Below are 24,595 nucleotides of genomic sequence, written 5' to 3'. Positions count from 1 at the left end.
AGCATGAAGAGAGTCATTGCACTTTCAGCCCTCGCTCTTGCCTGTAATTCGGCATTCGGTGAAAACTTAGATGGATTTCGATTCTGGGGTTACGGCAAAGGTGGCACCGGTTCAACTAATGACCAAATTCTGAATCGTCAATCTGATAATGCCAACAATGGTATGAATATTATTCAGACCGCCGGTAATAATAGCGCTATGACTGGCCGGCTTGGTAACGAAGGCACTTTTGCTGAACTGCACCTTGACTATGGGGTGTCTAAGAATGGCATGAATTGGATTATTAAGACCAATATTGCGAGTGATGCAGAAGACTTCAACCTTGACGAATGGTGGGTTGTTGGCCGTGGCGTAATTCCAAGTAATCCCGAAGCCGCCATCTGGGCTGGCCAGCGTTACTACCAACGCTATAAATCAGAACTCATTGATTACCACATGGTTATGAATGATGGTGTAGGTGCGGGTATTGATGACTTGGATCTTGGATTTGCCAAACTTAACGTCGGCTACACTAAAGAAGGTAACGGAAGCGTCACCGGTCAAGATTTCTGTACTAATACTAATGAACAAACGTGGGAGTGTGAAGGTGAGCCGGGCTTTCGCGGTAACTATCACGCTATTTCAACTCGCTTACATGGTATTTCGTTAGCAGACAATATTGCCATGGATGTGTTTGCTAACTATGGCTTCTACTACGGCTCTGACTCTGACCTTGAGTATGAGTGGTCTTGGGGTGATGTAGAGAAATCTGCCAGTTTCCATCAACCAAACAGTTATACCTTGGGTTTTGCTATTAGACAGGGACAATGGGCTGATTTTAATCAATTTATACTTCGCTATGGGCGCAATACCAGCACCTCAATGACTCAAGATTGGCTATACCTCCCAACAGATTCTGTAGGTTGGGTATTCCAAGGTATGCAGAACCTAACTGATACCTTCCGTATTGAATACGCATGGACTGGTGAATACCAAAGTTTTAACGAAGAAGCTCGCCAACGTCGAATTAATAGCGTGGCATGGGAAAAAACGCTTTGGAACTCATTTGTATTACGTAACTCCTACAACTGGAGTGATCGTTGGTCTACTCAGCTTGAACTGGGTTATGACATGATGAAGTTCGATGACGTGAATGAGGGCTCAGACCCAGGAACAAATACTTCTTGGAAAGCCACTATCGCTCAAAACCTTCACTTGGGTGGCGATTTCTGGGACCGTCCTGTAATTCGATTCTTCGCTACTTATGGTGAGTTGGATACCAAGACTACTGTTTATAACGACATCCCAACCGCAAACGAAAGCTGGGAATGGCGTACCAACCCTTACGTTTCTCAAACTGGTAAACGCACAGCACTTACTGTTGGTGCGCAGTTCGAGGCTTGGTGGTAAACCAAATTCTTAAAATAATAAAGACCCGTGGGATACGCTGCGGGTTCTATCCTAAAGGGCAATGTGATGACATTTACTAAAAGCAAAATCGCAACCGTTCTTAGCCTGAGTTTATTAGGCATTTATGGTTGTGCTTCTACGACCCCACAGAATGAGCAAGCTGCCGCCGGTGAACAAGTAGTTGAAGACATGGGTGGTGCGCTTCCTGATTTTGAGAGCGATAAGTTTTTTAGCAAGCTGAAGGCCGAACATGCCAAGGCGAGCGCCGTTACTGATACTGGTGTTACTGCTGGCAGTCAAGCGCTGAAAATAGATTTCGATTCAGTGAATGAGGCCAACAAGTTCAAGTTTTGGCCAAACGTGAAGCTTCATCCAGACACTGGTAATTGGAATTGGAACGCCAAAGGCAGTTTAACTTTAGATGTAACCAACCCTACCGACAGTACCGCTAACATTATTTTGAAAATTGCTGACAATGTTGGTGTGATGGGTGCCGGAGACAATCAGCTTAACTATGCGCTTAGTGTGCCTGCTGGAGAAACTGTACCAGTTGAAATGATCTTTAACGGTTCTAAGCGGAAGTTAGACGGTTATTGGGGCGGAGAGAAAATCAACCTGCGTAAATTGGTTGAGTTTCAGATTTTCGTACAAGGCCCAATCGATCAGCAAAGTGTCATCGTAGATAACTTTGCCCTAGTGGATGCTACTGGTGACTTTGTTGAAGCATCCGGCGCAGAAGAAGTTGTTACTGGTCCAGTGCCAACTGTTTTGGCTATTACTGATTTCGAGAAGGGACAAGATAGCTTTATTTCTGCAGAGCGAAGTGTGGCAACGACAATCTCGCCGGTGAAAACCGATGATGGTGCAGCAATTGACGTTTTGTTCTCTGCCAGCAACTCCTACCCGAATATTACGTTCCGTCCTGACGTTCCTTGGGACTGGTCTGGTCAGGGAGATTTCAACGTTGCCTTTGATATGGTTAACAAATCAGACGAGCCGTTGCAGCTGTTCGTTCGCGTTGACGATGACGAGCATGAAGCCTTTGGTGGTACTGCCAATGGGGTGCAAAATTCTTGGTCGGGCTATGTCACCATTGCGCCAAATGATGAAGGAACTTACTACTTGTCGCTGATGCCTGCTGGAGATCAAATGGTATCCGGTATGCGTGGTGAACCACCGAAGAAATCTTATAAGGCGCAAGCTATAAGCTACGGTTGGGGTGATAACAATCTTGACCTGTCCAACATCTATTCTATGCAGTTGTACCTGCAAAACCCAACTGCGGATCAAAAGTTACAGATAAGCAGTGTTCGTTTAATTCCAAACTTAGAATCAGATACGAGTCGTTATGAAGGATTACTAGACGAGTTCGGTCAATATACTGGCCAAGACTGGGCGCAAAAAGTGAAGAGTTTGGAAGATCTTCAAGCCGCAGGCGCAGCTGAGCTTGATTCTCTAGAGCATCCTACTCAATTACCGGATCGTAGTAAGTTCGGCGGCTGGGCCGATGGTCCCAAACTAGAAGCAACAGGTTTTTTCCGAGCTGAAAAAGTCGACGGTAAATGGGCATTAGTCGATCCTGAAGGTTATCTGTTCTTTGTGACAGGCCTAGATAACATCCGGATGGATGACACCGTAACTATTACCGGTGTTGATTTCAGCAACAAAGAAACTCGAGAAGGCCGTGAAGTTGCGTCTGAGTTGCGTAATAGCATGTTCACGTGGCTACCAGAGTATGATGATGTGCTCGCGGAGAGCTATGATTATGCTGATTGGATACACACTGGTGCATTGAAAAAAGGCGAGGTGTTTAGTTTTTACAGTGCCAACCTACAACGTAAGTACCAAACCTCTCGTGAAGAAGCTCTGAAGATTTGGAAGGATGTCACGCTAAATCGTATGCAAGATTGGGGCTTTACCACCTTAGGTAATTGGGCGGATCCTAAGTTCTATGATAATCAGCAAATTGCTTATGCGGCCAATGGTTGGATTTTCGGTGATCACGCTCGCATCAGTACTGGTAACGATTACTGGGGACCGATCCATGACCCATTCGATCCTGAGTTTGCCGTTAGCACCCGCAAGATGGCGGAGAAAGTGGCTTCCGAAGTTAGCAAGGACGACCCATGGCTAATGGGTATCTTTGTCGACAATGAAATTAGTTGGGGTAATACCAAGAACGAAGCCAACCACTACGGCCTCGTAGTGAATGCGCTGAGTTATGACATCAAAGAGAGCCCTGCTAAGGCCGCTTTCACTAAGCATTTGCAAGACAAGTACTCAAGCATTGATGCACTTAACCAAAGCTGGGGAACTAAGGTTACGTCATGGGCTGATTTTGAAGTCTCTTTTGATCATCGTTCTCGCTTAAGCAGTAGTATGAAGAAAGATTACTCCGAGATGCTGCAAATGCTCTCAGAGAAGTATTTCTCTACTGTACAGGCTGAACTAAAAAAAGTGTTGCCTAACCATATGTACCTTGGGGCCCGCTTCGCTGATTGGGGGGTAACTCCTGAAATCGCCCGCGGCGCAGCCCCTTACGTTGATGTTATGAGTTACAACCTTTATGCAGAAGACTTGAACAGCAAAGGTGATTGGAGTTTACTCCCTGAGCTAGATAAGCCGAGCATTATTGGTGAGTTCCATTTCGGTGCGACAGATACCGGTTTGTTCCACGGCGGTATCGTTTCAGCATCAAATCAAGCGGATCGAGCGAAGAAATATACCCACTACATGCAGAGCATCGTAGACAACCCATACTTTGTTGGTGCTCATTGGTTCCAATACCTAGATTCGCCTACCACTGGTCGAGCTTGGGATGGTGAGAACTACAATGTGGGCTTCGTTTCAATTACCGACACACCATATCAAGAGTTGATTGATGCCGCTAAGCAGTTCAACCGTGATCTATATAATCTGCGTTACAAAAAATAACAATAGTTAGAGCCTCTGGAAGGAGGCTCTGTTTATTAAGAAATGGAGTTAGATATGAAAAGGCATCTACTATCGTTAGCGATTGCCTCGAGTCTCAGTGTCCCTGTGTTTGCGGCAACAGAGCTCGTCACCTCATTTGAGAACCCTCCCTATGCGAGTGGTGAACCCGAGTATTTGGAAATCACGCCGCAGGGCGGCAGTGCTACAATCATTGATTATGTTCAGCAACACGCTAGCGATGGCAGTAATGCCATGTTAGCGAGCTTCGCAGCAGAGCTGGAGCCTGTGCTTATTTGGAACTGGGGCACTTGGGACTGGAGCTCACACGATAATATTTATGTTGATGTGACTAACCCTGGTACTAGCGATGCGGTCGTGGCTTTTAAAGTTATTGACCAAGATATTGCCACTGGTTGTTGGTGTGATGAAAGCCATGCAACTATTCAGTACTACACGGTTGCTGCCGGAAAAAGCACTACTCTGGCAATGAGCTTGAATGGTGGCCATGAGGATCAAACTCATGGTGAAAACTTTGACAAGAATAAAGCGCTAGGTGTGCAAGTATTGCTTGGCGAAGCGGGCGCAGCTGACTTGTATTTTGACAACCTGCGGGTTGGTACGATTAGCTCAGAACCTACACCTCCGGAGGTCCCTGAGGCGGCCAATCAAGTGCACAGCGCGCCAGTGAAGACGCTAGCTTTGCTTGAAGGCTTTGATGGTGATGAGCTAGCTGAATACATCGTTCCTGATCAAGGTTTGAGTGTAAACGTGGTAGATAAAGGGGTTAGCCAAGGAGCTAAAGCGCTTGAGGTGGTTTACCCTGCTGGTGGTTGGGGCTCTTTGGTGTTTAATCCTAACCCCGCCTGGAATGCCGATGAACTAGGTGACAACCTTGCGATTGCCATAGATGTGACCAACCCTGCTGACCAAAGTATAGAACTGTTTACTCGATTGCAGTCAGATGGTGGGGTGAGTGGAGACATCAATAATCGTGCTGCGCGAATTTTGGCTGGTAAGCAAACCCGTACCATTTACGTGAGCCTAAATGACAACCCACCTTGGGACATGAACGAGTGGGATCAAAATGGTCGCGTAGCCGCTTTGGGTATGCGTGATCTACCGGCTTCTCCTGCTCGAGATGCTTGGGGGCAAGACTTTGAGCTAAACAGCGCGAATATTACCGAATTGCGTTTTTTCCTCGCGCAGCCAGCAGCAGATACTACTTTAATTTTTGATAACTTACGGGTAATTAAGGATTTGAACCACAGTTCTGCTTTTGCCGGCTTATTGGACGCCAAAGGACAAAACAGTCAAGTTACTTATAAGTATAAAGTTGCTGATCAAACGGACTTATCCGACCTAGGTTCTGCAGAAACTGCGAATGGCGTTCTGGGCAGGTTACAAGGCGCTGCTCGTGCCGCTAATGGTTTTGGCCACCCAAGCTTACAACCAAACCAAAGTTGTGTAATGGCAAGTCCTGCCTCATTCAATGCCTGTAAAGATACTAATGGTAAATGGCACTTGGTAGATGCAGACGGTAATGCTTTCTTTTCTACCGGTGTAGCGAATATTCGCTTAGCGGATACTTACACCATGACTGGCAGTGCCACAGAAGGCGATAGTTCTGCGCTACGTCAGGCTATGTTTACTGAAGTTCCCACCACTTATGAAAATGCCAATTATGGGCCGGTTCATAGTGGTCCTGTGTCTCGTGGACAAGCGGTGAGTTTCTACGGTCATAACTTGGTGCAACGTTATGGTTCTGAACAAGCATGGCGTAGCAACACCTTGAATCGTATGAAAGACTGGGGCTTTACCACGCTTGGTAACTGGACTGACCCAGCTTTTTATGCAGAAACAGATATGCCTTTTGTAGCAAACGGTTGGACTAGAAACTGTCGTGGTTGTGAGCCAGTAAACACTATTGGCGATGGTTATTGGGGGGGCTGCCGGACCCATGGGACGAGGCCTTTGCCAGCAATGCCGCGGCAATGGCTGCCCAGATCAAAGCTGAGTTGAGTGGCGCAGATATGAGCAAGCTGGTGGGGATCTATGTTGATAACGAGCTTAGCTGGGGTAGTCCAACTGCGGGGCCGCAAGAGCTTAACAGCAACCAGAAAAAGCACATTCAAACGATAGCGGTATTTAATACGGATGCTGAGCTAAGTCCAGCTAAGAGTGCTTTCCTAAACATCATTCAAGCTGATTGGGGGCTAAACTATGCCACCATCGAGCAATTGAATCGTGCTTGGGGAACTAGTTTTGCAAGTTTTGATGCAATGCGTCCAGCCTTGGAGCTGGGCTATGACGGTGAGCACGCACAAATGACTGCTGACCTAAACACTTTGCAATGGTTCTATGCCTTCCAATACTTTACGGTTGTGAAAAATGCTTTGAATGCTGAACTGCCCGGTCATCTCTATCTCGGATCTCGCTTTGCCGATTGGGGTAGAACGGATCGCGTTGTTGATGCTGCAGCCGCTGTTGTTGATGTATTGAGTTATAACATTTACAAACAGAGCGTAAGTGCCGATGACTGGGATGGTGATGCCTTAGGGCAGCTAGCTGACTTGGATAAGCCTGCGATTATCGGTGAGTTTCACATGGGATCCTTAGACAATGGCTCCTTTGCTGAAGGCTTAATTACTGCAACTTCGCAAGCTCAGCGAGCTGAGATGATGGTGAATTACCTAGAAACAGTGAATGATAATCCGCAGTTCGTTGGTGCTCATTGGTTCCAGTACATTGATTCCCCTATAGTTGGACGCGCTTGGGACGGTGAGAACTACAATGTAGGTTTTGTCACTGTAACTGATACTCCTTATGCCGAAATGACCGATGCGATAAGGATCTTCAACTGTTATATGTATGACGCTAGTTTGAAAGATCAATGTGAAACAGAATTAACAGCGCCAAATTCTGATAGCAGAGCTCGTTCTTCTAGCTTGTACAGTGGTAACAACGTAGGGGTACTGCACCGTGGTCCGGAAGCTGCTGATCCTAGTGAGCCACAAGAGCCAACTGATCCTGAGGAGCCTACAGAACCAGAGGAACCAACGAACCCTGAGGAGCCTCCTACAGGAAGAGTAATCAATGGTGGTAGTAGCGGTATTCTCCTCATCGCTGGTTTGCTTGGTCTAGCGTTAATTCGCAGAAGAGTCCATTAGCCATAATTGTTTTTGTAGCGGTCATTGGCCGCTACAATTTTCAACTCAAGGATAGAACATGAAACATCTCTATATTGTGCGCGGCCCATTTGGGACGGGTAAAACTGAGTTCGCTCGCACCATTACTGAACAGGTAGTGTCGTGTTGGGATTATTATGCCTCTTACGGTGAAAACAAGTGGAATGCAAAGCTGAAACCGCATGCTGACGAATACTGTCGTAATGAAGTTAAATCACTACTTGAGCAAGGCATAGAAAAGGTCGCTGTGACCAATTCATTTTCTAAGAATGAAGATTTAGATTTTTACTATTCGCTCGCTAAAAAGCATGATTACAAGGTGTTTAGTTTAATCATGGATTGTCGCGATCCTGAAGAATACAAGCGTGACGCTCCAGAAGATGTGGTGTTAAAACAGATCATCAACTTGAAAAACAATGTGATGTTCCATCAGAGCTTTTAGTTCATATAAAAACAACGGGAAAGAACATGGCAGTTCACAAGAAGTTAGCAGCACTCTTGTTGTCGCTCTGCCTGGCAACAAGTGCGTTAGCCGCATCAGCAGTAACAACACCGATGGTTCTCAGCGAACGTGACAAGCTGATTATCTCATTGATTGAGTTGGCCTTTAGCAAACAACAACAGGAGTTAAGTCTAAGTCATTCCAATACCTACTACTCAGATGCTCGTTTGGTTGAAGAAGTGAAACAAGGCCACATTGATTTGATGTGGTCTGGTGCCAGCGAAGAAATGGAATCCGCGCTGCGTCCCATTCGTATTCCTTTGTTTAAAGGCTTAATGGGCTATCGCGTTTTTATCGTTGAGAAAAGCAATCAATACTTATTCTCGGGGTAGATAGCCTTTCTAAGTTGACCCAGTTTAAGGCGGGTTTAGGCCGCTTTTGGGGGATACCAAGATTCTAGAAAACGCTGGGATAACAGTGATAAAGCCAGTTAAAGCAGAAAGCCTGTTCTACATGGTAGATGGTGGGCGTTTTGACTACTTGCCATTAGCTGCGCATGAAGCTTGGGAGGTGGTTGAAACTCATCCAGAGTTGAATTTAGCTGTTGATACAAATTTGTTACTCATCTATCCACTGGCTATGTACCTCTACGTAGATAAGGGCAATGAGTCGTTGTATAACATTTTGAATCAAGGCTTAGAGCAGGCTATAGCCGACGGTAGCTTTGATCAGGTGTTTCTGGGCTCTAAGTTAATTAGTCGAACTTTAGACGTGGCTAAATTTCAGGAGCGTAAAGCTATCCATATTGCCAACCCCTTGTTACCTAAGCAAACGCCGCTGGAGCGTAAAGAGCTTTGGTTCGATTTGGAAAAGTTGTATTAGGTGAGATGAACATGAAATCTAGTTTAAGTAAAACCATGATTGCTATTTTGGTATTGTTTGGCTTACTTGGTCTCCTTACTGGGGCAGCGTACAGCTATATGGTTAATCAAAGTAAACAGCAGCAAGCATTCGAGCATGATGCAGCATCACTGATTGAGATGGCTCAAGCTTCTCTTATTGAGCCGGTATTTGTATATGATTTTGAGCAAGCTAAGTTAATCACTCAGGCTTTTCTATCTTCTGTCATCATTAATAGCTTAGAGGTGGTAGATCATCGTGGTAAGACTATTGCCAAGACTAATGCAGAGCAAAGTTATCCTCAGGCCATTGTGCGAACTCAGCCTTTGTTGCACGGTGACAACAAGGTCGGCGAGTTGATCATCCGTCTAGATGCTCGCTCTTATCTTTCCAGAGTGAACGATGAAGTCTTCAACGTTGTCAGTAATATTTTACTCACATTGCTAGTAGTTGGGGTGGCGGTCTTTTTCGCCGTGCGCCGTTTGATTCTACAACCTATCAATGATGTCGCGTCCTCACTACAAAACATCGCTACTGGGGATGCCGATCTTACCAAGCGTATTGAAGTTAAACGGCAGAATGAAATTGGGCAGTTATGTATGAACTTCAATTTGTTGATGGATAATCTATTGGGCCTACTGCGTAACATTAGTAACGTAAGTGAGCAAGTAAACCTTGTCAGCAGTTCATTGGATAGCGCTTCTTTAGAATCGCTAAACAATACACGATCTCAGCAGGCCCAAATGGAGACTGCCGCTGCAGCATTAGAGCAAATGAGCGCTTCTGCTGATGCGGTTTTGGACAACGCTGAGCGTACCTCTGGCAAGACTCAAGAGGTCACGAAACGAACGCAAAATAGCGTGGAATTGGTACATGAAAATAGTCGCTTGATTGATACTTTAACCGACAATATTACGGACACTTCACAACGGATAGATACATTGATTCAGTCTAGCGCTGAGATTGGCTCAGTAGTTGAGGTTATTCGTAACATAGCAGAGCAAACTAACTTATTGGCTTTGAATGCGGCTATAGAGGCGGCAAGAGCAGGTGAGCAAGGAAGAGGTTTCGCTGTGGTGGCCGATGAGGTCCGTACTCTTGCCAGTAAGACTCAGGAATCGACTCAAGAAATTGAGTCGATTGTAGACAAACTTCAAGTCAGTGCATCCAGTGCTGCGAGTTCGATGAATGGTTGCTTAAATTCTAGTGCTTCAGTTAATCAGGCTGCCGGTGAATTATCGCGGGCGCTGGGAGAAATTAGTGTTCATATTGAGAATATTAATGAGATGAACGGCAGTATTGCTGTTGCGGCTAAGCAGCAAAATACAGCAACTGGTGAAATTGCTCAGAATGTCAATGTTCTGCATACATTAGCCGATTCTATCGCCACTAACTCGAATGATGTTAACGCTCAAGTTATTGCTTTAAAAGAATTTAATTCGCAACTGGTGAGTAACATCAGTCGCTTCAAGGTTTAACTATTTTATAGGAGATTACGATGTATTATGGAGATAGTTGCCACCTTCAGCAGTCTCAAGGTATGGATCCGCGCTTTCAGCGTTGGGTTGAACAGGCAATGTTGTTGGCAAAAGACCAAACTAACGGTAAGTACCCACTAGATGATAATGGTGTATTTGTGATATTGGCTGATGACAATACTCAAACTAAACACCTTCGTAAAGCTGAAGTGCATCAACAATACATTGATATTCAGATACTTTTAGAGGGTGAAGAAGCGATAGGCTATAACATTGAGCAGCGTAAAGAACTATTAGCTAACTTGGTATTCAATAACGATGTCTCATTTATTGATGAAATTGATAGTGAAAATATGCTGACGCTGGCCCGAGGGCAGTATGCTATCTTTTTTCCTGGAGAAATTCATAGACCATTATGTACAGTTAGGCATGACCAGCGAGTACGTAAAGCGATTGTTAAAATACCAGTGACATTAATGAATGCTGCCTAACTTAGTTTTGTCTGTATTTTTGTTACCAAAGGCAAGTCATTGCCTATAAACATTAGTGTTTATTTAGAGCTAAAGGAGAAGGTGATAGCTACTGGAAGGCGCGAATTCAACTCCAAAGCGCAAGGCTCGCCTAGATCAGTTTCGACCAGCTCTGACGCGGTTTTTTGAAAAGTTGAGAGTTACCTGTTTTGATAAAGGTGTTGAATCTTTAATCAAAACAAACTAAAGGTAACTCTCTGGCTCTATACTAACTCCCCCAAACATCCACTCCAAGCCGGTTTACTCAATTTGGTTTAAGAAATTGGTAATGTATCTAAGCCTGTAGCGTCATGGGCTTGTCGTGCAACTATCTACCTATGGCAATCAAATAGTCTATACGCTAATCGGATGTCGTATGCTTGATTTTTTAGTCACCTTGTTGATATTTTTCCTGGCTCTTTAAAGAGAGGAAAGTTCGGTGTTTGTGGTGGGGGCGTTTCCTCACTGAGATCTTGCCAGTTGGAGACCTCAGGGTTATACAAGCCTGCTTGAGTTAGCGCTTTACGCACAATTCCAGAAGACCATAATGCTGCAATGCCGTGCTCTAACGCTAAGTAGACCTTTTGGCCTAAGGGATGCTGTTTGGAAACCATGAAATGCCTACCTTGACGAAAGCTAAGCTTGAATCTGGGAATAGGCAAAAATTGATATTTTTTATGAAAAATAGCCAAGTCTCGGCGTTCAGAGAATTCCCAGAAAACTGCATCGACTCTACCCCTTTGAAGCATGTCTAACATAGTTCCTGACTTACTTACTTTTGACACATGTTTGAAGCCAGCTTGCTCTAGCTGAGCAATATCCATATGCCAAGTTTTTTCCACTGCTACGGTTAGGTTCTTTAGCTGATCTTGGTCTAACTCCTTATTCAGATAAGGTGATTCGCTTTTTACATAAAAGCCTTTTTCGAATACTCCTGATCTTACAACTGCTTGAGTCATATAGGTAGAGTCATCAAAATCGGCATGCCAAATATCTGCCTGATAAAGTACCGCACTCCCACTTTTTACTAAGCGAATAGATCTAGCAGAGCTTGGTGTTGGTAAAAACTCAATATTGAATTTGAGCCCACCTGCTTTTAATGCCTGAACTAGTAACAACAGACTAACGCTGGCTCGAGTTGAGTAGGTTGAATGGTAGTTGTTGATTTTGAATGGGTCGCCTCCTTTTTCCTCTACCAATGCCAAGTAGAGCTCGTAAGTGCCAATGTCTCCAGCAACGGGTAAGGTGAGTTCTTCTGCTTTGGATATATTGAAAATAAGCAATAAGAAACAGACAATGTAGCTGTTCAATATCTACTCCTTGTGTTCTTCACTAAAGCTTATGTCTAATAGGAGCTTTTCTCCATTTGCCACGGTCAAAAATAGTGCTTTGTCGCATTTAAACTTAGGAAATATGCCAAGGCATAGTGAATTGATTACTCAGATGAAATAAAAAAAGCCCTTAAAATAAGGGCTTTAGTTGGGGTTAGATACGGTTTCTATTAGTTACATGTAGCTGTATCGCCCGCTGCTGTGATACAGATAGGTTGGGTTCCTACATCTACTTTGACTCCTGCAGAGTTAAAGAATTCTACAAACAAGTAATAGAATTCGTCACTTGCTAAGTCAGATGTTGTTACTAAGCCATCAGCAACGTAGCTAGGTAAATCTAGCGAGTAGGTCACAGTGCCTGATTCCGTTCCATCTGTGCCTGGGATGATGTCGTACTGCGTGTCGGTTTCTTTACCAGTGAAATCGTACAGTAGCCCCCAGCTTGGGCTTTGCAGTTTGCGAAGGTAAATGCGTACTCCACCCTCTACAGTATTACCGGAACCTGCATGATAAGACAGGGTAACATCCATTGTTTGGTCAATAGGGTTAGCTCGAGTCTTGTATTTCCAATCATTGTCTAATTTGGCAGAGTGAGATTTAAACTCTTCAATAATTAAATTGATGGAATCACTTACTGTGCCAGGTTGCTCACTACCTATAGCGGTTGCAGTAATCGTTACTTCTCCCGCGGAAATACCTGTTACTAAACCATCCGTTACCGTAGCAACTGCTTCGTTAGAACTTTTCCACTGTATACTTGAATCGGAGAGTGAAGCGCTTGAGTCTTGAGCGGTGAGCTCTGCTTCTAAAGCGATGGCATACTCGGCTCCGAAATAAAGAGTTGTGCTCTCAGGTTGGGTTATTGCTAGAGCGGTTACATAGTTTGGTGTATCGCTAACACTGATAGTAATGCTATCGCTGACGTTTGTATTTAGCTCTGATGTTACAGTAACGACCGCTTGCCCACCATCTTGAATACCAGTTATTAAGCCACTCTCTGATACGCTAACTATGCTGTCATCGGAAGAACTATATGTCACTGATGCTATGGCATTTAGTGGGTTAAACACTGGGGACAACTGATAGGTTTCTCCAGAAGCTAGTGTTTTCATATCAAGTCCTAGGCTAACAGCACTTGGTTCAGGACTAGAAAAGTCTGCGGAGTTAGTCGAATATTTTCCGGCAGCAGGAGTTTTTAGGCTCACTGTTTCGCCATTGCGCCATTTTACCTGCACACTAGCTACACCTTGCTCTTCTCCTAAACCTTGATGAACGATGTTCATTAGGCTTTGTGAGAAAACTTCGCCAGCGGAACCTACACGCTTAGTCAAAATGGTTCCATTATTGGTCTCAATTATCACTAAAGCACCCAAGGGATCGATGTTTTGTTCAGGACTGTAGCCAACTTCGACTTGTAGTGATTTTCCTGTGTTAGGAGTGATATTTTTATAGATATACCATTTACCTTCTTCGGTACTTCCGTTGAGCATGTCAATGTTGCCATCACCGTCAAAATCAAAGGCTTGTCCCATGTCTCCATGACCGGTGTCTGTTGGATCGCTAGCACCATGTTGGCTGGTTGCATAGAAGCGCGAACCGTCATTAAGTAGCAGAAGGTCCGCAATTCGTTGCTTCAAGTGGCCAAAACGATAGACGAACAAATCTTCATGACCATCATTATTGAAGTCACCATTGGTGACGCCCCAGTGATTGCCACCCTTAGGTATGTGCCACTCTTCAGAGCGATTAACAAACACGTTTCCTTCTTCGGCCACTAATAGAATATCTTGACGGTTGCGGTTTTGAGGCTCCCAACCCTTGTAAGTTAAATTCTCTACGTTATCTACAGTAAACGTGACGTCCCAATAAACGTTTTGTGTGCGAACCCATTCCATTTGCCACTTGCCATCAACATAGCCGATGTAAATGCCGTTCTTATCGCGGTTAGCAGGAAAGCCTGAAGCAGTCTCTTTGCTTATACTTAATTCAGCTGGAGCATCTCGCATGTCAGGGTGAATTTGGTTCGACTGAAAGCCTGTGGCGGACATCCAAACTTTAGTTTCACTTCCACCAAGGTACAGTGGGTAGCCATCATTATACTGGCGGTAAGTTAAGTTCAGGTGTGACAAACTAATGTCGCCATCTGACTCAAATTCAATAGCCGTTGAACCGGTTTCGCCATCATCACGAATGTCCAACTTTTTAGCTTGAGCATCAAAGTCTGCTGATTTTCGAGCTATTTGGTATTCTGGTAAACCGCGCGCAAGATATAAGTCTTGGACTCCGTCATTGTTCACGTCTAAGTTTGTTGCTGCTTGGATATCCCATAGTCCTTTTATTTCATCAGGAAGCAGCTCGGAGCGATCAATGAAACCGGAGCCTGTACCTTCCCAAAGACTAGGGGGAGAGAGTAGCAACAAGTCATCAATATTGTCATTATTGTAGTCAAACACTAGAACCCGCTCAGAAGGCGTTTCCTCAAGAGCTGGCATAGGTACCCGTTCAAACTTGTAATTATGCTCAGGCCCCATGTTTCGATAGAAATGTTGTTGTGGTAGCTCATAGTTGGGGAGACTTGTTAGGGCATTGATCAAAACAATATCCAGTAAGCCATCTTGGTTGAAATCAACAAAACGAGGAGCTCTACCGCGTGAGGGCTGATCAATTCCAGATTCTGCTGAGCTTAGTAGCACGTAAGTACCATTGTCATTGCGAAGGAGTTCGTAAGAACTAGGGTTAGTACCGTTAGCTCCGCCCATCCCTACTAGGATATCCAAGTCTCCGTCATTGTCATAATCGCCTAATGCGGTACCGTGGTAATCACGCGCTCCATCGTAAAGCTTGAGTTCACTGACGGCTACTCCACCCTCATTAGTAATCATTTGTGGGGAGACATAGTTGTGGTTGTTAAGTAAAAAGTCATAGTCTCCATCTCCATCCACATCACCGATAGATGGGCCGCCATACTTAAGAGTAACTTCTTCTGGCATACCAATATCTTGTGATATGTCGGAAAACTGTGGAAACTCAATGGTGTCAAGGTCTGTGAAGGTTAGTTGATTGATCTGCAAAGCCCCATTTTTGCCAATGATTCGAAGTGTAGCTGCACCTTCAAGATTGACTATGGTCTCCAGAGCGTGCTCACCGCTGCCGGGTAAGTCTAAATTGTCGATCAAAATTTGCAGCCCGTCTTGCTCACCAGCTGCTCTAGCTGTGTCATCTTCTACCAAGTAGACGGTCACAGAATCATAGGGTTCAGTTGTTTCAACGCTAAAGCTGACGCGCTGCAAACCTGATGCCGAACTGGCTAAAACATCAGCGAATTCACCTTGGGCAACCATAAGGGGGTTGTCTGGAGATATATCACTAATATTTGGTATGGAAGGTTCAGGCTCTGATGGATCGGTAATTACCGGAGAGTCGGGATCGACTGATGAGTAACGTTCAGTGTCGTTACATGCTGCCAACGCGATTGTTAATGCGAGGCAAACGAAGCTTTTCTTTAACTTAAACTCCATCTTTGTAATTCCTTTTTTATGATAAGTCCAGCCAATACTAAGTTTGGTTAACCAAAAGCGCACCAATTGGATCTCCAAAATGTGATCATTGGTAGATAACTTGTTTGAATTGTTAACGGTTTCACACTGGAAATGACTACCGTCACTAATGAATAGCAGTGTAATGGCTTTGTCTAGGTATTTGGCTGAGCGTCGCGCTGAAGCCTCAAAAGGCTTATTGGTTAACCAAATGGTCGGAGGGGGGAAAGGCTTTCTGAATCGTCTAGGTCCTTCTGTAGTTCCTCCAGCGAGCTATACAGTTTTTTGCGGAACATGACCTGATAGAGCTCTTGTAAAATGGTTTTATGGAAGCGTTCACAGATACCGTTTGTCTGTGGTGACATTGCCTTTGTTTTCGTATGGTCGATATCGTTGATCGCTAGATATAACTGGTAATCATGGTGTTCGACTGTACCGCAGTATTTTGTGCCTCGATCAGTAAGAATACGCAGCATTGGTAGCTCATGTTGTTCGAAGTAAGGGAGAACCTTATCGTTGAGCATATCTGCCGCGGTAATCGGCGTTTTAGTCGTGTAGAGCTTAGCGAATGCTATCTTGCTGTAGGTATCAATGAAGATCTGTTGATAAATGCGGCCTACGCCCTTGAGGTTGCCAACATAAAATGTGTCTTGCGAACCAAGACAACCCGGGTGAGCCGTTTCAATTTCACCACTGGTCTCATCATCGTTGTTTTTCTTTTCTAGTGCCGCAACCTGTGCATCTGAGAGGATAATGCCTTCTTGGGCGACCTTTGCTTCCAACGCTTTCAGCCGCTTTTTGAAGTTTTCCAAATCGTGACGTAGCCAAATTGAACGAACCCCACTGCCGGAAACGAATACGCCTTGTTTACGCAACTCGTTACTGGTTCTGACCTGACCGTGGGCGGGGTATTCAACCGCGTAATGTATGACTGCTTTTTCAGTGTCTTCATCTACGCGATTCTTTAAGTTGGGCGCTCTACGAGACTTATCAATTAGCGCATCGATGCCGCCATCTTCGACCAGATTGAGTAAACCAGCTTTGTGTTTGATGATTGGGTTGTTAGTATGAAGCATGAGAGTTACCTCTTTGTTTGTTTTGATTAAAGATCCAGCACCTTTATCAAAACGGGTAACTCTCAACTGTTCAGGAAACTGTGTCAGATCTGGTCGAACTAATTCACATTAAGTGTAATGTATGGTTGATTCAGTATATCAACTTAGATTAATACGTCTAATATATCATATTCAAATATTTTTTTTGTTACAGACCATGATTCATTTTCTAAAATATCATCTGGAATGGACGTTAAATTCGATATTAAAGGCTCTCTTCCGTAGAATGACCATGCACTTCTGATTTTTTTTATTGTGTCACAATAATTTTTTCTAATTGTTACTTTTGTATCTGGATGAACGGTAAACAATTCAATATTAAGTGATAATCCACAAATTTGTTTAGAAAATCTACAATTTAAACAATCTTTTTTCTTAGGAGTGAGTATACGTTGTTTACATGAATTTATATTATTTATTCCGTTGTAAGTATCGGTTTCGATACATTCTTGCAACAAGAATTTATATATATCAAAGTGATTGTTATTAACTAGTTTGTTTATTGTTAGTTCTAGCGTGTAGCCGTTTATTTTTTTGTAAACCCCTGATGAATCATTTATTTTTCTGTCTATGTAATTTGCCATTGAGTTGGTTTCTTCGTTGAGATAAGTGCTGTTTTTGTGATATTTTGAAGGGATCCTTCTTATCTTGTTTATAATTAGTTGCAGTAAGCAAGGGGATAATGGGTAATTAAAATATTGAATTGGTTTACTTTGAATGGTTTTTATTTCGTTGGTTGTGTTTTCATGGCTTGTTTTAGGTTTTATTCCTGATAATATTTCCCTTATTAGTTCTGCGCTTTTGTTTTCAGATGTTTCACTTAAATAGCTAAGTGGAACGTTGTGAATTTTACATGATTTTGCATTAAACCAAGAATTTTTAAAATAACCATAACCATAATGTGAAATGCTGTTTTTTATACAGGTCTCACAAAAATAAATTGGTAGGTGATTTTTCCGTAAATAAGTAAATTTAAATCTGTTGATATATGATGTGGTTTCGTTTTGAATAAAGGCTTGTTTGTATAACTCTAGGTAGTAAAAAGCGTTATGATGAAAGCTACAGTTGATGTGGTCTTTGTAATTTGATTTCACTAAGTGAATTAGATGTTTTTCAGGCGTTCTTTTAAAAATATGTTGTTGATTTATGTTTGTTTCTATATTTAATTTCCACATTCCATTTTTTGTTAATACAGAAGAGAAATCGGTTTCTCCATGTACTAATAGTTTTCTGAAAATATAACTTTGTAGAGATTCATCATTTGGCGCCGTTAACCAGTTCATAAAGGTCTCTTTTTTTCATTTATTATCATGGGGTAAGGTGGGCTATGGCAAACGCCCTTCTTACGGCGACAAATATGCCAAATTAAAGGTGCAAAGCCTTCTTTAACAAATAAGCATCCATCATGAATATTAAAGGTATTGGTACCTATTTGGCAAAAAATGTTTTCAGATCTGTTATGGAAGAGTAGGGGGAGAAAATGAGTGTTCGCGATCTCGCCCTTTGGATTTGGGGTAGTTCAATGCTAGTAAAATAACTTAACACCTAGTAGTTCTCAGAAAATTTGCTCGATATATATTTTTTCAAGCAACCTTAAATCATTAGAGTCATCTTCGGTTTCGGGTGTGTATTTGAGGCCAATAGTTTTAGCCATTTTCTGAGTGAGGCTGAGCGGAAATAGGGAAGATGTTCTCCAATATTAACTATTTGGGGAGAAAATTTGGTGAGATGGAAATGTTCACTTTCTATCGAAGATGCCAATATTGTGCTCTCAGTACTGAAAAATGACTTTTACCATAGGCTGTAGCGTGAATTAGGCACAACTTATAGTGTCACATTGAGAATTAGTTTATTTTTGAATCCTAGGATTCTGATGAGGATGGGATGGCGTAGGTAATACGGATTCAAGCCACTCCGCTTCATGCAAATATAACCAGTAAAACGCGGCGCTACAGTCGTGTTTTATATTTTTTCTAATTCTTGTTGGATACTTTTGTCGGTATCTGAGTATTTCGCATTTGTAGCGTCGTCGTTTTGATTCATGTTTACATCGCTTTCTCCACTCAACTAGTCCATCAACTGAAGATATCAGCATTTCTACACTTCCTGTTGATATAGATAAACGTTGGGCGATCTCTGCGCGATGGAAACCTTTCCATGCAAGTGTAATAACGCGCTTTCTTAGTGATGATTTTAGCTTCGTCGGGTTAAACAAATCCTCCATACCAAAAGCATACGCCACGGATTTTACATAAGTGCGACTCTTTCCTGTCTGCTTGCTTATCGATGATATTGATAGCCCTTGCTTTAGGAGTACCAAACATTCTTGCTCTACATTAAGAGGACTATCGGCACTATGTTCACTGAATATTTCTGGTGTTTTTCTAGTCCTTCGCTGTTTTGATAGCCAGTATTCAAAAATTAAGTACTTAAAAATATGCTGTGAATACTTGTTATAGAGCAAATTGGTAATGTACTTAAAATCTAATTCGGATGATGGTAGAACGTTTGAAGATAGATAATACAATTGACTTGTAAACGCATAAAAGTCAGAGAGTAACTTTAGCCTGCGTATTCGACCGCTCTTGGTCACGTAACCAAAATTTGATAATTTATCAGAGTAACTACCTGTCCTAAATTTAGAAATATTCTTTGATTGTTGCCGAAGTACTTGCCGAGAAAATTGCGCTAAATGAAAGCTTTCATCGCTACTTTCTTGTTGCTCGGTTTCAAAAGAAGAAGGATACCCAACGGCTAACTTTAATCGTTTGGGAAGGCGAACATGCAATAGTTGCTGCTGATGATCACAACAAGATTCGATAGCAGGTATTTGATGAACTCGGTGCCAATAAGCCACACCAAATTGCCTGATATCTTTCTGTACACACACTGGGCACATTTTGAGGGTAAGTTGTGCATGTTCTTTCACGCACGAAAGCTGGCTTAACCTAATCGCTGTGTAATTGTCCGTTGAAGATATAGCTTCTAATAATTTGGCTTTGTATTGCGGGTAATAATGCATAAACAACGGAGCAAGAGTTTGCTCCATTAGCAGGTCATTCTTTCTCTCACAGTAACGGCTTGAAAGGGAATTCAAGCCAGCAGTAAGTATCGGGTTAATACTTGCTCTATGGTCTCCGTATACGCTTTTGAGAAATTCAGGTATGGGAACCGCGCCTACACTGCAATATCTAATCATTCGACTAAATAGTAGTTCATCGGGTAATGCATCAGGTAAACGCATATCACCTCCGAAGGATTCGCCATAAAGCTAAATTCTAACTAAATATCTCCAATGGGTCGTCACACAAAACGCCCAAAGCCCTGAGGTTTTCAAGTGGCTCACTATCCTGAGAAGCCCTCTGGATCAGATTAGTATCCAATATCCGTTCTCTCAAATCTTCTGCAAAAACTAGTTCGGTTAGTTCTTCACTAAACTCGTGATGGTGTGGACGAGTCAAGTCTCCTGGTATCGTTACAGTTTTAGATTTGGTATTGATGACTTCTTTCGATGAAACATCTTCATGCAGATGGCTGTTAGCTCCAGTACTACCATCTTTTCGATTTCGTTTTAAAATAGAAATCGCGTGTTTCTTTCTCATTTCTTCTGTTAGCTTTTTCGTTGCCCGTATAGCAATACTAGCTCCAAGCTCAAGAACCTCCTCTGTAATCTTCTCGTTTGAAGAACCAATAATTGCCTTTTGAGCTGAATAATAAATTCGAACAGCTAAATCCATATTGCCAGCAGATAACGAGTAAAGTGTATTGTTCAAACTCGGGGTCAGCGGCGTTTCAATATTCGTCCACTGTAAACACCAAAGTTCATCCACAAACAATTCCCACTCATCATCATTCTTCATTAGTTTTACATCGAAGTAGCCACTACTTTCCGCTCGTCGCGCTGATTTAAAGCTCTTACTTAAGAGTTCGTCGAACGGGGGATTTGCACAGAAAAGTATCGGAATACCTAAATTGTTAACTAAGTTATGCAAAAAGCCTAAAAGTCGATCGGCACCACCTGCTTTAGCAAGGTTTAGGTTTTGCATTTCATCAATAACTAAAATTCCGAGGAAATTTGACTTCATTTTCGATTCAATTTGTTGAAGTAAAAGAGCTACTGTTCCCGCAGGTTTTGTCGGTGAGAGCCCTAGTTTTTGATCTATTTGCTCTAATATACGATGACAAAGCCCCTTAACACTTGAGTCATCTGGACAATCGACTTTTATCCATACAACTTGCGGTATTGCTAACATTTGATTTTGGTAATATGTGTGTTCTATAACATCAGGAAAGCAGTTAAGCACCTGTTCAAGCATACATGTCTTACCAACTCCGCTTTCACCAATGATTGTTATTCCACTGCCTTTGGGTTTGAAAAAACCTGTTCTGGGTTCAACATCAGGTCGATTGTCCGAAGAATAGTGTAGGTAGTTCATTGTTGTAGGGGATAAAGGATTTTTTGCTGAATATCCCTCTTTGATTGCCATTTCGATGGACCTGAATACATCAAAATAAAGTGGAAGCGGCTGCCTCAACGTTTTTAATCGAGTGAGATAATCTAATCTTTCAATAGCCTCTAAGGTTGTTTCCTCAACGAGCCTCTCAGGATAATTACTCAGCTTAACAACTAACTCATCATCCTCAAGCTTAGGTGGCAAAGCTTCAATCAAAGGATTTCCACGATGCTCAGGTAATATCGCTTCATGGTAAATAGCATTTTCAGCTCTCATTATCGTTGACCCTTTTTCGCTTGAGTATTGAAATTATTTTTTTCTTCTTATCACCAAGATGTTCACTGGGTAAATCTGATTCAATATCAGGCTTAGCTTGACGAAGTTGGTCTTCTACATCCTCAACTCTCTGAGCAAGAGTTGCTTCCCTTCGCCTTGCTTTCATGCCCTTTGTTCTCTCAGATTTTGAACTTAGCGACGGGGCCAATGCCGCTTCTTCTTTTGCAGTTTCGATAACCTGATTTCTTCTCTGATGACGCTCTATCGATTTCTTTGTTGGCTTATCTTTGTTGTTTTCTAACTTAATCCAGTCTCCAAAGTACAGGATATCTGCTTGATGCCTATGAGCAAAATTAGCTGACTCCTTCTTTAGGTAACATCGGGTAAAGCCACTTTCTTCCTCAAGCCGAACAAATATGAAACTTGAATTATCATGATCAACTAAAGCATCTAGTTTCCATGAACCATTATTTCTCGCGATTACTTTCCACGTTTCAAAATCAGCATGATCTGATTCATAATACATTTGATCGTTCAGCCTAATCCCTTTACCTGTCATGGTCACTTTTACGGTCGGTAATAGGCGAGAACGAATATGAGCCTCGTCCGCTCGACTTAAAGCATGACGTTGCGCTTTGACATGTAGATTCCAATAATTCAGAGGTGTTGGAGAAAGACCTGACTCAATAAGTAATGTACTTTGCTTAGCTAAATCTTCAAAAATGGAACTGTTATGCTCCAAAACCTCATCAATGAGGAGCGTGGTTATTTCCCTGAGAGTTAAAGTGGCATCTAACCTTGGGTCTCTATCACCTCTGATGTAATGCCGTCCTTTCGTCGTTCCCAACAACTCATGGACTAACTTGTCGTTCAAGATCTTGAAACGATGTTCTACTATACCTTTCAATTCCGCTCGGTATGGTGGAGCAATACTCAGGTGACCGATCAAGGGCACAGCGAGGTTTTCGGCATCTTGACAAATAAACTCTCCTCGATCACAAAGCAATCGTTGAGGTATATGGTTACAAGGCCAATCAGCTTCATCAATTTCGATGCCAAATTCTGCGCAATAGTCTTTCTTAGAGGTAAAGCTGTTGATTAAAGCCTGCCGGCCAGCCCTCCAAGAAGCGTATTCCATTGAGACATGCAGCCCGACAATCATTCGACTTTCTTTATCAACCACACAATAAACGGTTGGTCTGCCCAACACATGATTTCGCTGAAAGTCAGATACGATATGTACATCCAGAACTGTTGCATCTAGTTCAAAGCAACTGCCAGGAACTTCTGTATGATCAGTCGCAGAACCTTTTAAACCTCGCCTATTGCGGTCAAAGTCACCCTGATTTGTTTGTTTATGTATTCGAATTTGTGGTGGAACTAGTTTTTTGGCCCAATAAACAAACGCTCGGTAATTAGGTACTAAAGCTTCTCGTGACTCAGATTCAGCAGCAATTAGCTCCTCTGTATAATATTCTTTGAGCATTTTGTCATATACACGACTGAACTTAACTTCTTCACCTTTGAGTCCAAATTCCTTCATCGCCTTAAGAAACAAAACCTTATCGCGTTCAGTGGTATTAACACCTTCAGGCACTTCAATACTTGGACTAGAGAGTTGTATCGGAGAGCCACGCTTTGTTACACCAGCTACTCTTGATTTACCTCTGCCCCCAGAGTTCATATAGCTTGGTAAGAGAGCATTTCGTTCTTGACCATATTTCCAATAAAGATTTAGAGCTCGATAGATATTCTGCACATATGTGTTGTGGGCTTTCGCGTGGATCGGAATAGTTTTACTACGAGGCCGCTCAACCAAATTTAGCAAAAAATTCGGGTCAGATACTAACTCGATAATAAGTCGGTATTTCTCATCTCTTTTTACAAGATAGCTCTCTGAAATATTGTCTTCTGATTGCAGTTGATAATAAGGCAGTTCATATGAACTTAATTGGGCGTTGCCGACTTTGATTGCTTCATTAAGAAGGTCAATATTAAGCTTAAGTGGTCGTTGCAAAGTCTTTGATTCGAACAACGGAAACAGAATAACGATATGTTCCCTTATATACAGTTGCAAAACTCTGTAAAGGCCATCCCCTAGACCATCCAAGTTATAAACCCGCCAAATGCTATTTAATTCAACTTGCATATTGCTGTGGTTTCCCATCCATCTTAACTTGAACAATTTCTATCATCCCAGATAGAACTATGGGTCGCGCCAAATCTACAATCACTTCTTTATCAGCTATTAAATACTTTAACAAAATCAATGCGTCATCATTCGATATACCGATTTGATGAGAAAAAGTGTCGCAGACATCACTTAATTGCATTGTTCCCACCGTCAACAAGTGCTTGGCTTCTTCTCTAACTTTGTTCGAAGGTGATGAGTACTTCTTACGTTGAGGATCAGTAATCCATTGAATATTCTTTGACTTAATTTGATTAAGTTCTGACAGGCAAAATACGTGAAAGGGAACACCTAATAACTCCCACCAAACTCTTTCAATATCGAGTTTTTCTGCCGTCCTCTTATCTGAAAGCTTTTCACTAGGCTTCACAGATACAGCTTCATACCAAATCCGCTTTCCATCACTACAGGTTAAAAGGAAGTCCGTAGTCATAATAATCGGATCTTTGGTGATGGGATGTTTGGGATGTTCAATATCAAGTAATTGGGAAATTTTTAATGAGAGCGTAAGCGGTAGCAATGGAAACTGCTCCCGAATATCGGTAACTGAATTGGAAAATTCAGCTAAATAGAAAAAGCATGTCTCTTGCTCAGATAAGGTATGGTGAGTTCGTCCCGATTTTATTCCGTCAATCTTACCGCTGTGCCCATGAGACTTAATATCCTGAACTCTTATCCAAGGAGTGTAATTGGCTCCTTCACCTAAGCCATATTTTTGTTTTAAAGCCCGCTTGAAATCAGCGAGCTTTTCAAGTTTTCTTCGTCCAGCCACAACATATACTCTGCCCAATTCGATAAAATATATTATAGCCTAGTGTACAAACTTTATTGTTCCAAACAGCATTTGTGTACAAA

At 42.5% G+C, this 24,595-nt stretch carries 16 protein-coding genes and 1 pseudogene; 9 read left to right on the top strand and 8 right to left on the bottom strand.

The genetic code is table 11. The features are described from left to right. Positions 1–3 precede the first annotated feature (3 nt). The 9 genes from AR383_RS11325 (at position 4) to AR383_RS11290 (ending at position 10,819) form a co-directional block, all read left to right on the top strand. Positions 4–1,389, top strand: a complete 1,386-nt coding sequence (locus AR383_RS11325) for a carbohydrate porin (RefSeq protein WP_055733243.1) — start codon at positions 4–6, stop codon at positions 1,387–1,389. A gap of 66 nt (positions 1,390–1,455) precedes the next feature. Then, on the top strand, positions 1,456–4,323 hold the full coding sequence (locus AR383_RS11320; protein WP_055733242.1) for a beta-galactosidase: 2,868 nt from the start codon (positions 1,456–1,458) through the stop codon (positions 4,321–4,323). A 54-nt stretch (positions 4,324–4,377) separates the two neighbouring features. Continuing rightward, the gene (locus AR383_RS22040; RefSeq protein ID WP_157051714.1) at positions 4,378–6,342 is read left to right on the top strand and encodes a hypothetical protein; all 1,965 of its coding nucleotides are present in this window, start codon (positions 4,378–4,380) and stop codon (positions 6,340–6,342) included. Further along, a complete protein-coding gene (locus AR383_RS22035; RefSeq protein WP_157051713.1) occupies positions 6,261–7,490 on the top strand; it encodes a hypothetical protein in 1,230 nt (409 codons plus the stop codon). Before AR383_RS22040 ends, AR383_RS22035 begins: the two co-directional genes overlap by 82 nt. A 58-nt stretch (positions 7,491–7,548) precedes the next feature. Then, on the top strand, positions 7,549–7,950 hold the full coding sequence (locus AR383_RS11310) for a hypothetical protein (RefSeq protein ID WP_055733241.1): 402 nt from the start codon (positions 7,549–7,551) through the stop codon (positions 7,948–7,950). A 26-nt stretch (positions 7,951–7,976) separates the two neighbouring features. Further along, entirely contained in the window at positions 7,977–8,342 is a 366-nt protein-coding gene (locus AR383_RS11305; RefSeq protein WP_157051712.1) for a hypothetical protein, read from the top strand. Between the two features lie 85 nt (positions 8,343–8,427). After that, positions 8,428–8,832 (top strand): type 2 periplasmic-binding domain-containing protein, encoded by a 405-nt coding sequence (locus tag AR383_RS11300; RefSeq protein ID WP_157051711.1) that lies wholly within the window; start codon positions 8,428–8,430, stop codon positions 8,830–8,832. A gap of 11 nt (positions 8,833–8,843) precedes the next feature. Beyond that, the gene (locus AR383_RS11295) at positions 8,844–10,328 is read left to right on the top strand and encodes a methyl-accepting chemotaxis protein (protein WP_055733238.1); all 1,485 of its coding nucleotides are present in this window, start codon (positions 8,844–8,846) and stop codon (positions 10,326–10,328) included. 20 nt (positions 10,329–10,348) lie between these two features. Then, a complete protein-coding gene (locus AR383_RS11290; RefSeq protein ID WP_055733237.1) occupies positions 10,349–10,819 on the top strand; it encodes a NanQ anomerase/TabA/YiaL family protein in 471 nt (156 codons plus the stop codon). Positions 10,820–11,229: 410 nt separating this feature from the next. On the opposite strand, the gene AR383_RS11285 is transcribed toward AR383_RS11290, so the two are convergent. From AR383_RS11285 to AR383_RS11250, 8 genes and pseudogenes are all read right to left on the bottom strand, one after another. Then, positions 11,230–12,147, bottom strand: a complete 918-nt coding sequence (locus tag AR383_RS11285) for a type 2 periplasmic-binding domain-containing protein (RefSeq protein WP_055733236.1) — start codon at positions 12,145–12,147, stop codon at positions 11,230–11,232. A 191-nt stretch (positions 12,148–12,338) separates the two neighbouring features. Beyond that, entirely contained in the window at positions 12,339–15,686 is a 3,348-nt protein-coding gene (locus tag AR383_RS11280) for an Ig-like domain-containing protein (RefSeq protein ID WP_055733235.1), read from the bottom strand. Between the two features lie 257 nt (positions 15,687–15,943). After that, positions 15,944–16,780, bottom strand: a pseudogene (locus tag AR383_RS11275) (transposase family protein); the annotation flags it as partial. A 143-nt stretch (positions 16,781–16,923) separates the two neighbouring features. Further along, positions 16,924–18,102: a hypothetical protein gene (locus tag AR383_RS11270; protein ID WP_055733233.1), complete on the bottom strand. Its 1,179-nt coding sequence runs from the start codon at positions 18,100–18,102 to the stop codon at positions 16,924–16,926. 566 nt (positions 18,103–18,668) lie between these two features. Further along, positions 18,669–20,063, bottom strand: coding sequence for a TnsD family Tn7-like transposition protein (locus AR383_RS11265; protein ID WP_055733232.1), 1,395 nt, complete (start codon positions 20,061–20,063; stop codon positions 18,669–18,671). A 34-nt stretch (positions 20,064–20,097) separates the two neighbouring features. Then, complete coding sequence (locus AR383_RS11260; protein WP_055733231.1) at positions 20,098–21,549, bottom strand: ATP-binding protein; 1,452 nt, start codon at positions 21,547–21,549, stop codon at positions 20,098–20,100. Further along, the gene (locus AR383_RS11255; RefSeq protein ID WP_055733230.1) at positions 21,539–23,698 is read right to left on the bottom strand and encodes a DDE-type integrase/transposase/recombinase; all 2,160 of its coding nucleotides are present in this window, start codon (positions 23,696–23,698) and stop codon (positions 21,539–21,541) included. The genes AR383_RS11260 and AR383_RS11255 overlap by 11 nt, the downstream gene beginning before the upstream one ends. Then, entirely contained in the window at positions 23,688–24,512 is an 825-nt protein-coding gene (locus tag AR383_RS11250; RefSeq protein ID WP_055733229.1) for a heteromeric transposase endonuclease subunit TnsA, read from the bottom strand. The genes AR383_RS11255 and AR383_RS11250 overlap by 11 nt, the downstream gene beginning before the upstream one ends. Positions 24,513–24,595: the final 83 nt, after the last annotated feature.

Origin of the sequence: Agarivorans gilvus (assembly GCF_001420915.1) — a bacterium.
GTDB lineage: Bacteria > Pseudomonadota > Gammaproteobacteria > Enterobacterales > Celerinatantimonadaceae > Agarivorans > Agarivorans gilvus.
The sequence above is the reverse complement of the archived record's forward strand: the minus strand, read 5'-3'. Positions and strand labels throughout refer to the sequence as shown.

What these genes read in the sequence shown, in the direction of transcription:
- AR383_RS11325 (WP_055733243.1), top strand. Translation starts at nt 4, where the DNA reads ATGAAGAGAGTCATTGCACTTTCAGCCCTCGCTCTTGCCTGTAATTCG.
- AR383_RS11320 (WP_055733242.1), top strand. Translation starts at nt 1,456, where the DNA reads ATGACATTTACTAAAAGCAAAATCGCAACCGTTCTTAGCCTGAGTTTA.
- AR383_RS22040 (WP_157051714.1), top strand. Translation starts at nt 4,378, where the DNA reads ATGAAAAGGCATCTACTATCGTTAGCGATTGCCTCGAGTCTCAGTGTC.
- AR383_RS11310 (WP_055733241.1), top strand. Translation starts at nt 7,549, where the DNA reads ATGAAACATCTCTATATTGTGCGCGGCCCATTTGGGACGGGTAAAACT.
- AR383_RS11305 (WP_157051712.1), top strand. Translation starts at nt 7,977, where the DNA reads ATGGCAGTTCACAAGAAGTTAGCAGCACTCTTGTTGTCGCTCTGCCTG.
- AR383_RS11295 (WP_055733238.1), top strand. Translation starts at nt 8,844, where the DNA reads ATGAAATCTAGTTTAAGTAAAACCATGATTGCTATTTTGGTATTGTTT.
- AR383_RS11290 (WP_055733237.1), top strand. Translation starts at nt 10,349, where the DNA reads ATGTATTATGGAGATAGTTGCCACCTTCAGCAGTCTCAAGGTATGGAT.
- AR383_RS11280 (WP_055733235.1), bottom strand. Translation starts at nt 15,686, where the DNA reads ATGGAGTTTAAGTTAAAGAAAAGCTTCGTTTGCCTCGCATTAACAATC.
- AR383_RS11270 (WP_055733233.1), bottom strand. Translation starts at nt 18,102, where the DNA reads ATGAACTGGTTAACGGCGCCAAATGATGAATCTCTACAAAGTTATATT.
- AR383_RS11265 (WP_055733232.1), bottom strand. Translation starts at nt 20,063, where the DNA reads ATGCGTTTACCTGATGCATTACCCGATGAACTACTATTTAGTCGAATG.
- AR383_RS11260 (WP_055733231.1), bottom strand. Translation starts at nt 21,549, where the DNA reads ATGAGAGCTGAAAATGCTATTTACCATGAAGCGATATTACCTGAGCAT.
- AR383_RS11255 (WP_055733230.1), bottom strand. Translation starts at nt 23,698, where the DNA reads ATGCAAGTTGAATTAAATAGCATTTGGCGGGTTTATAACTTGGATGGT.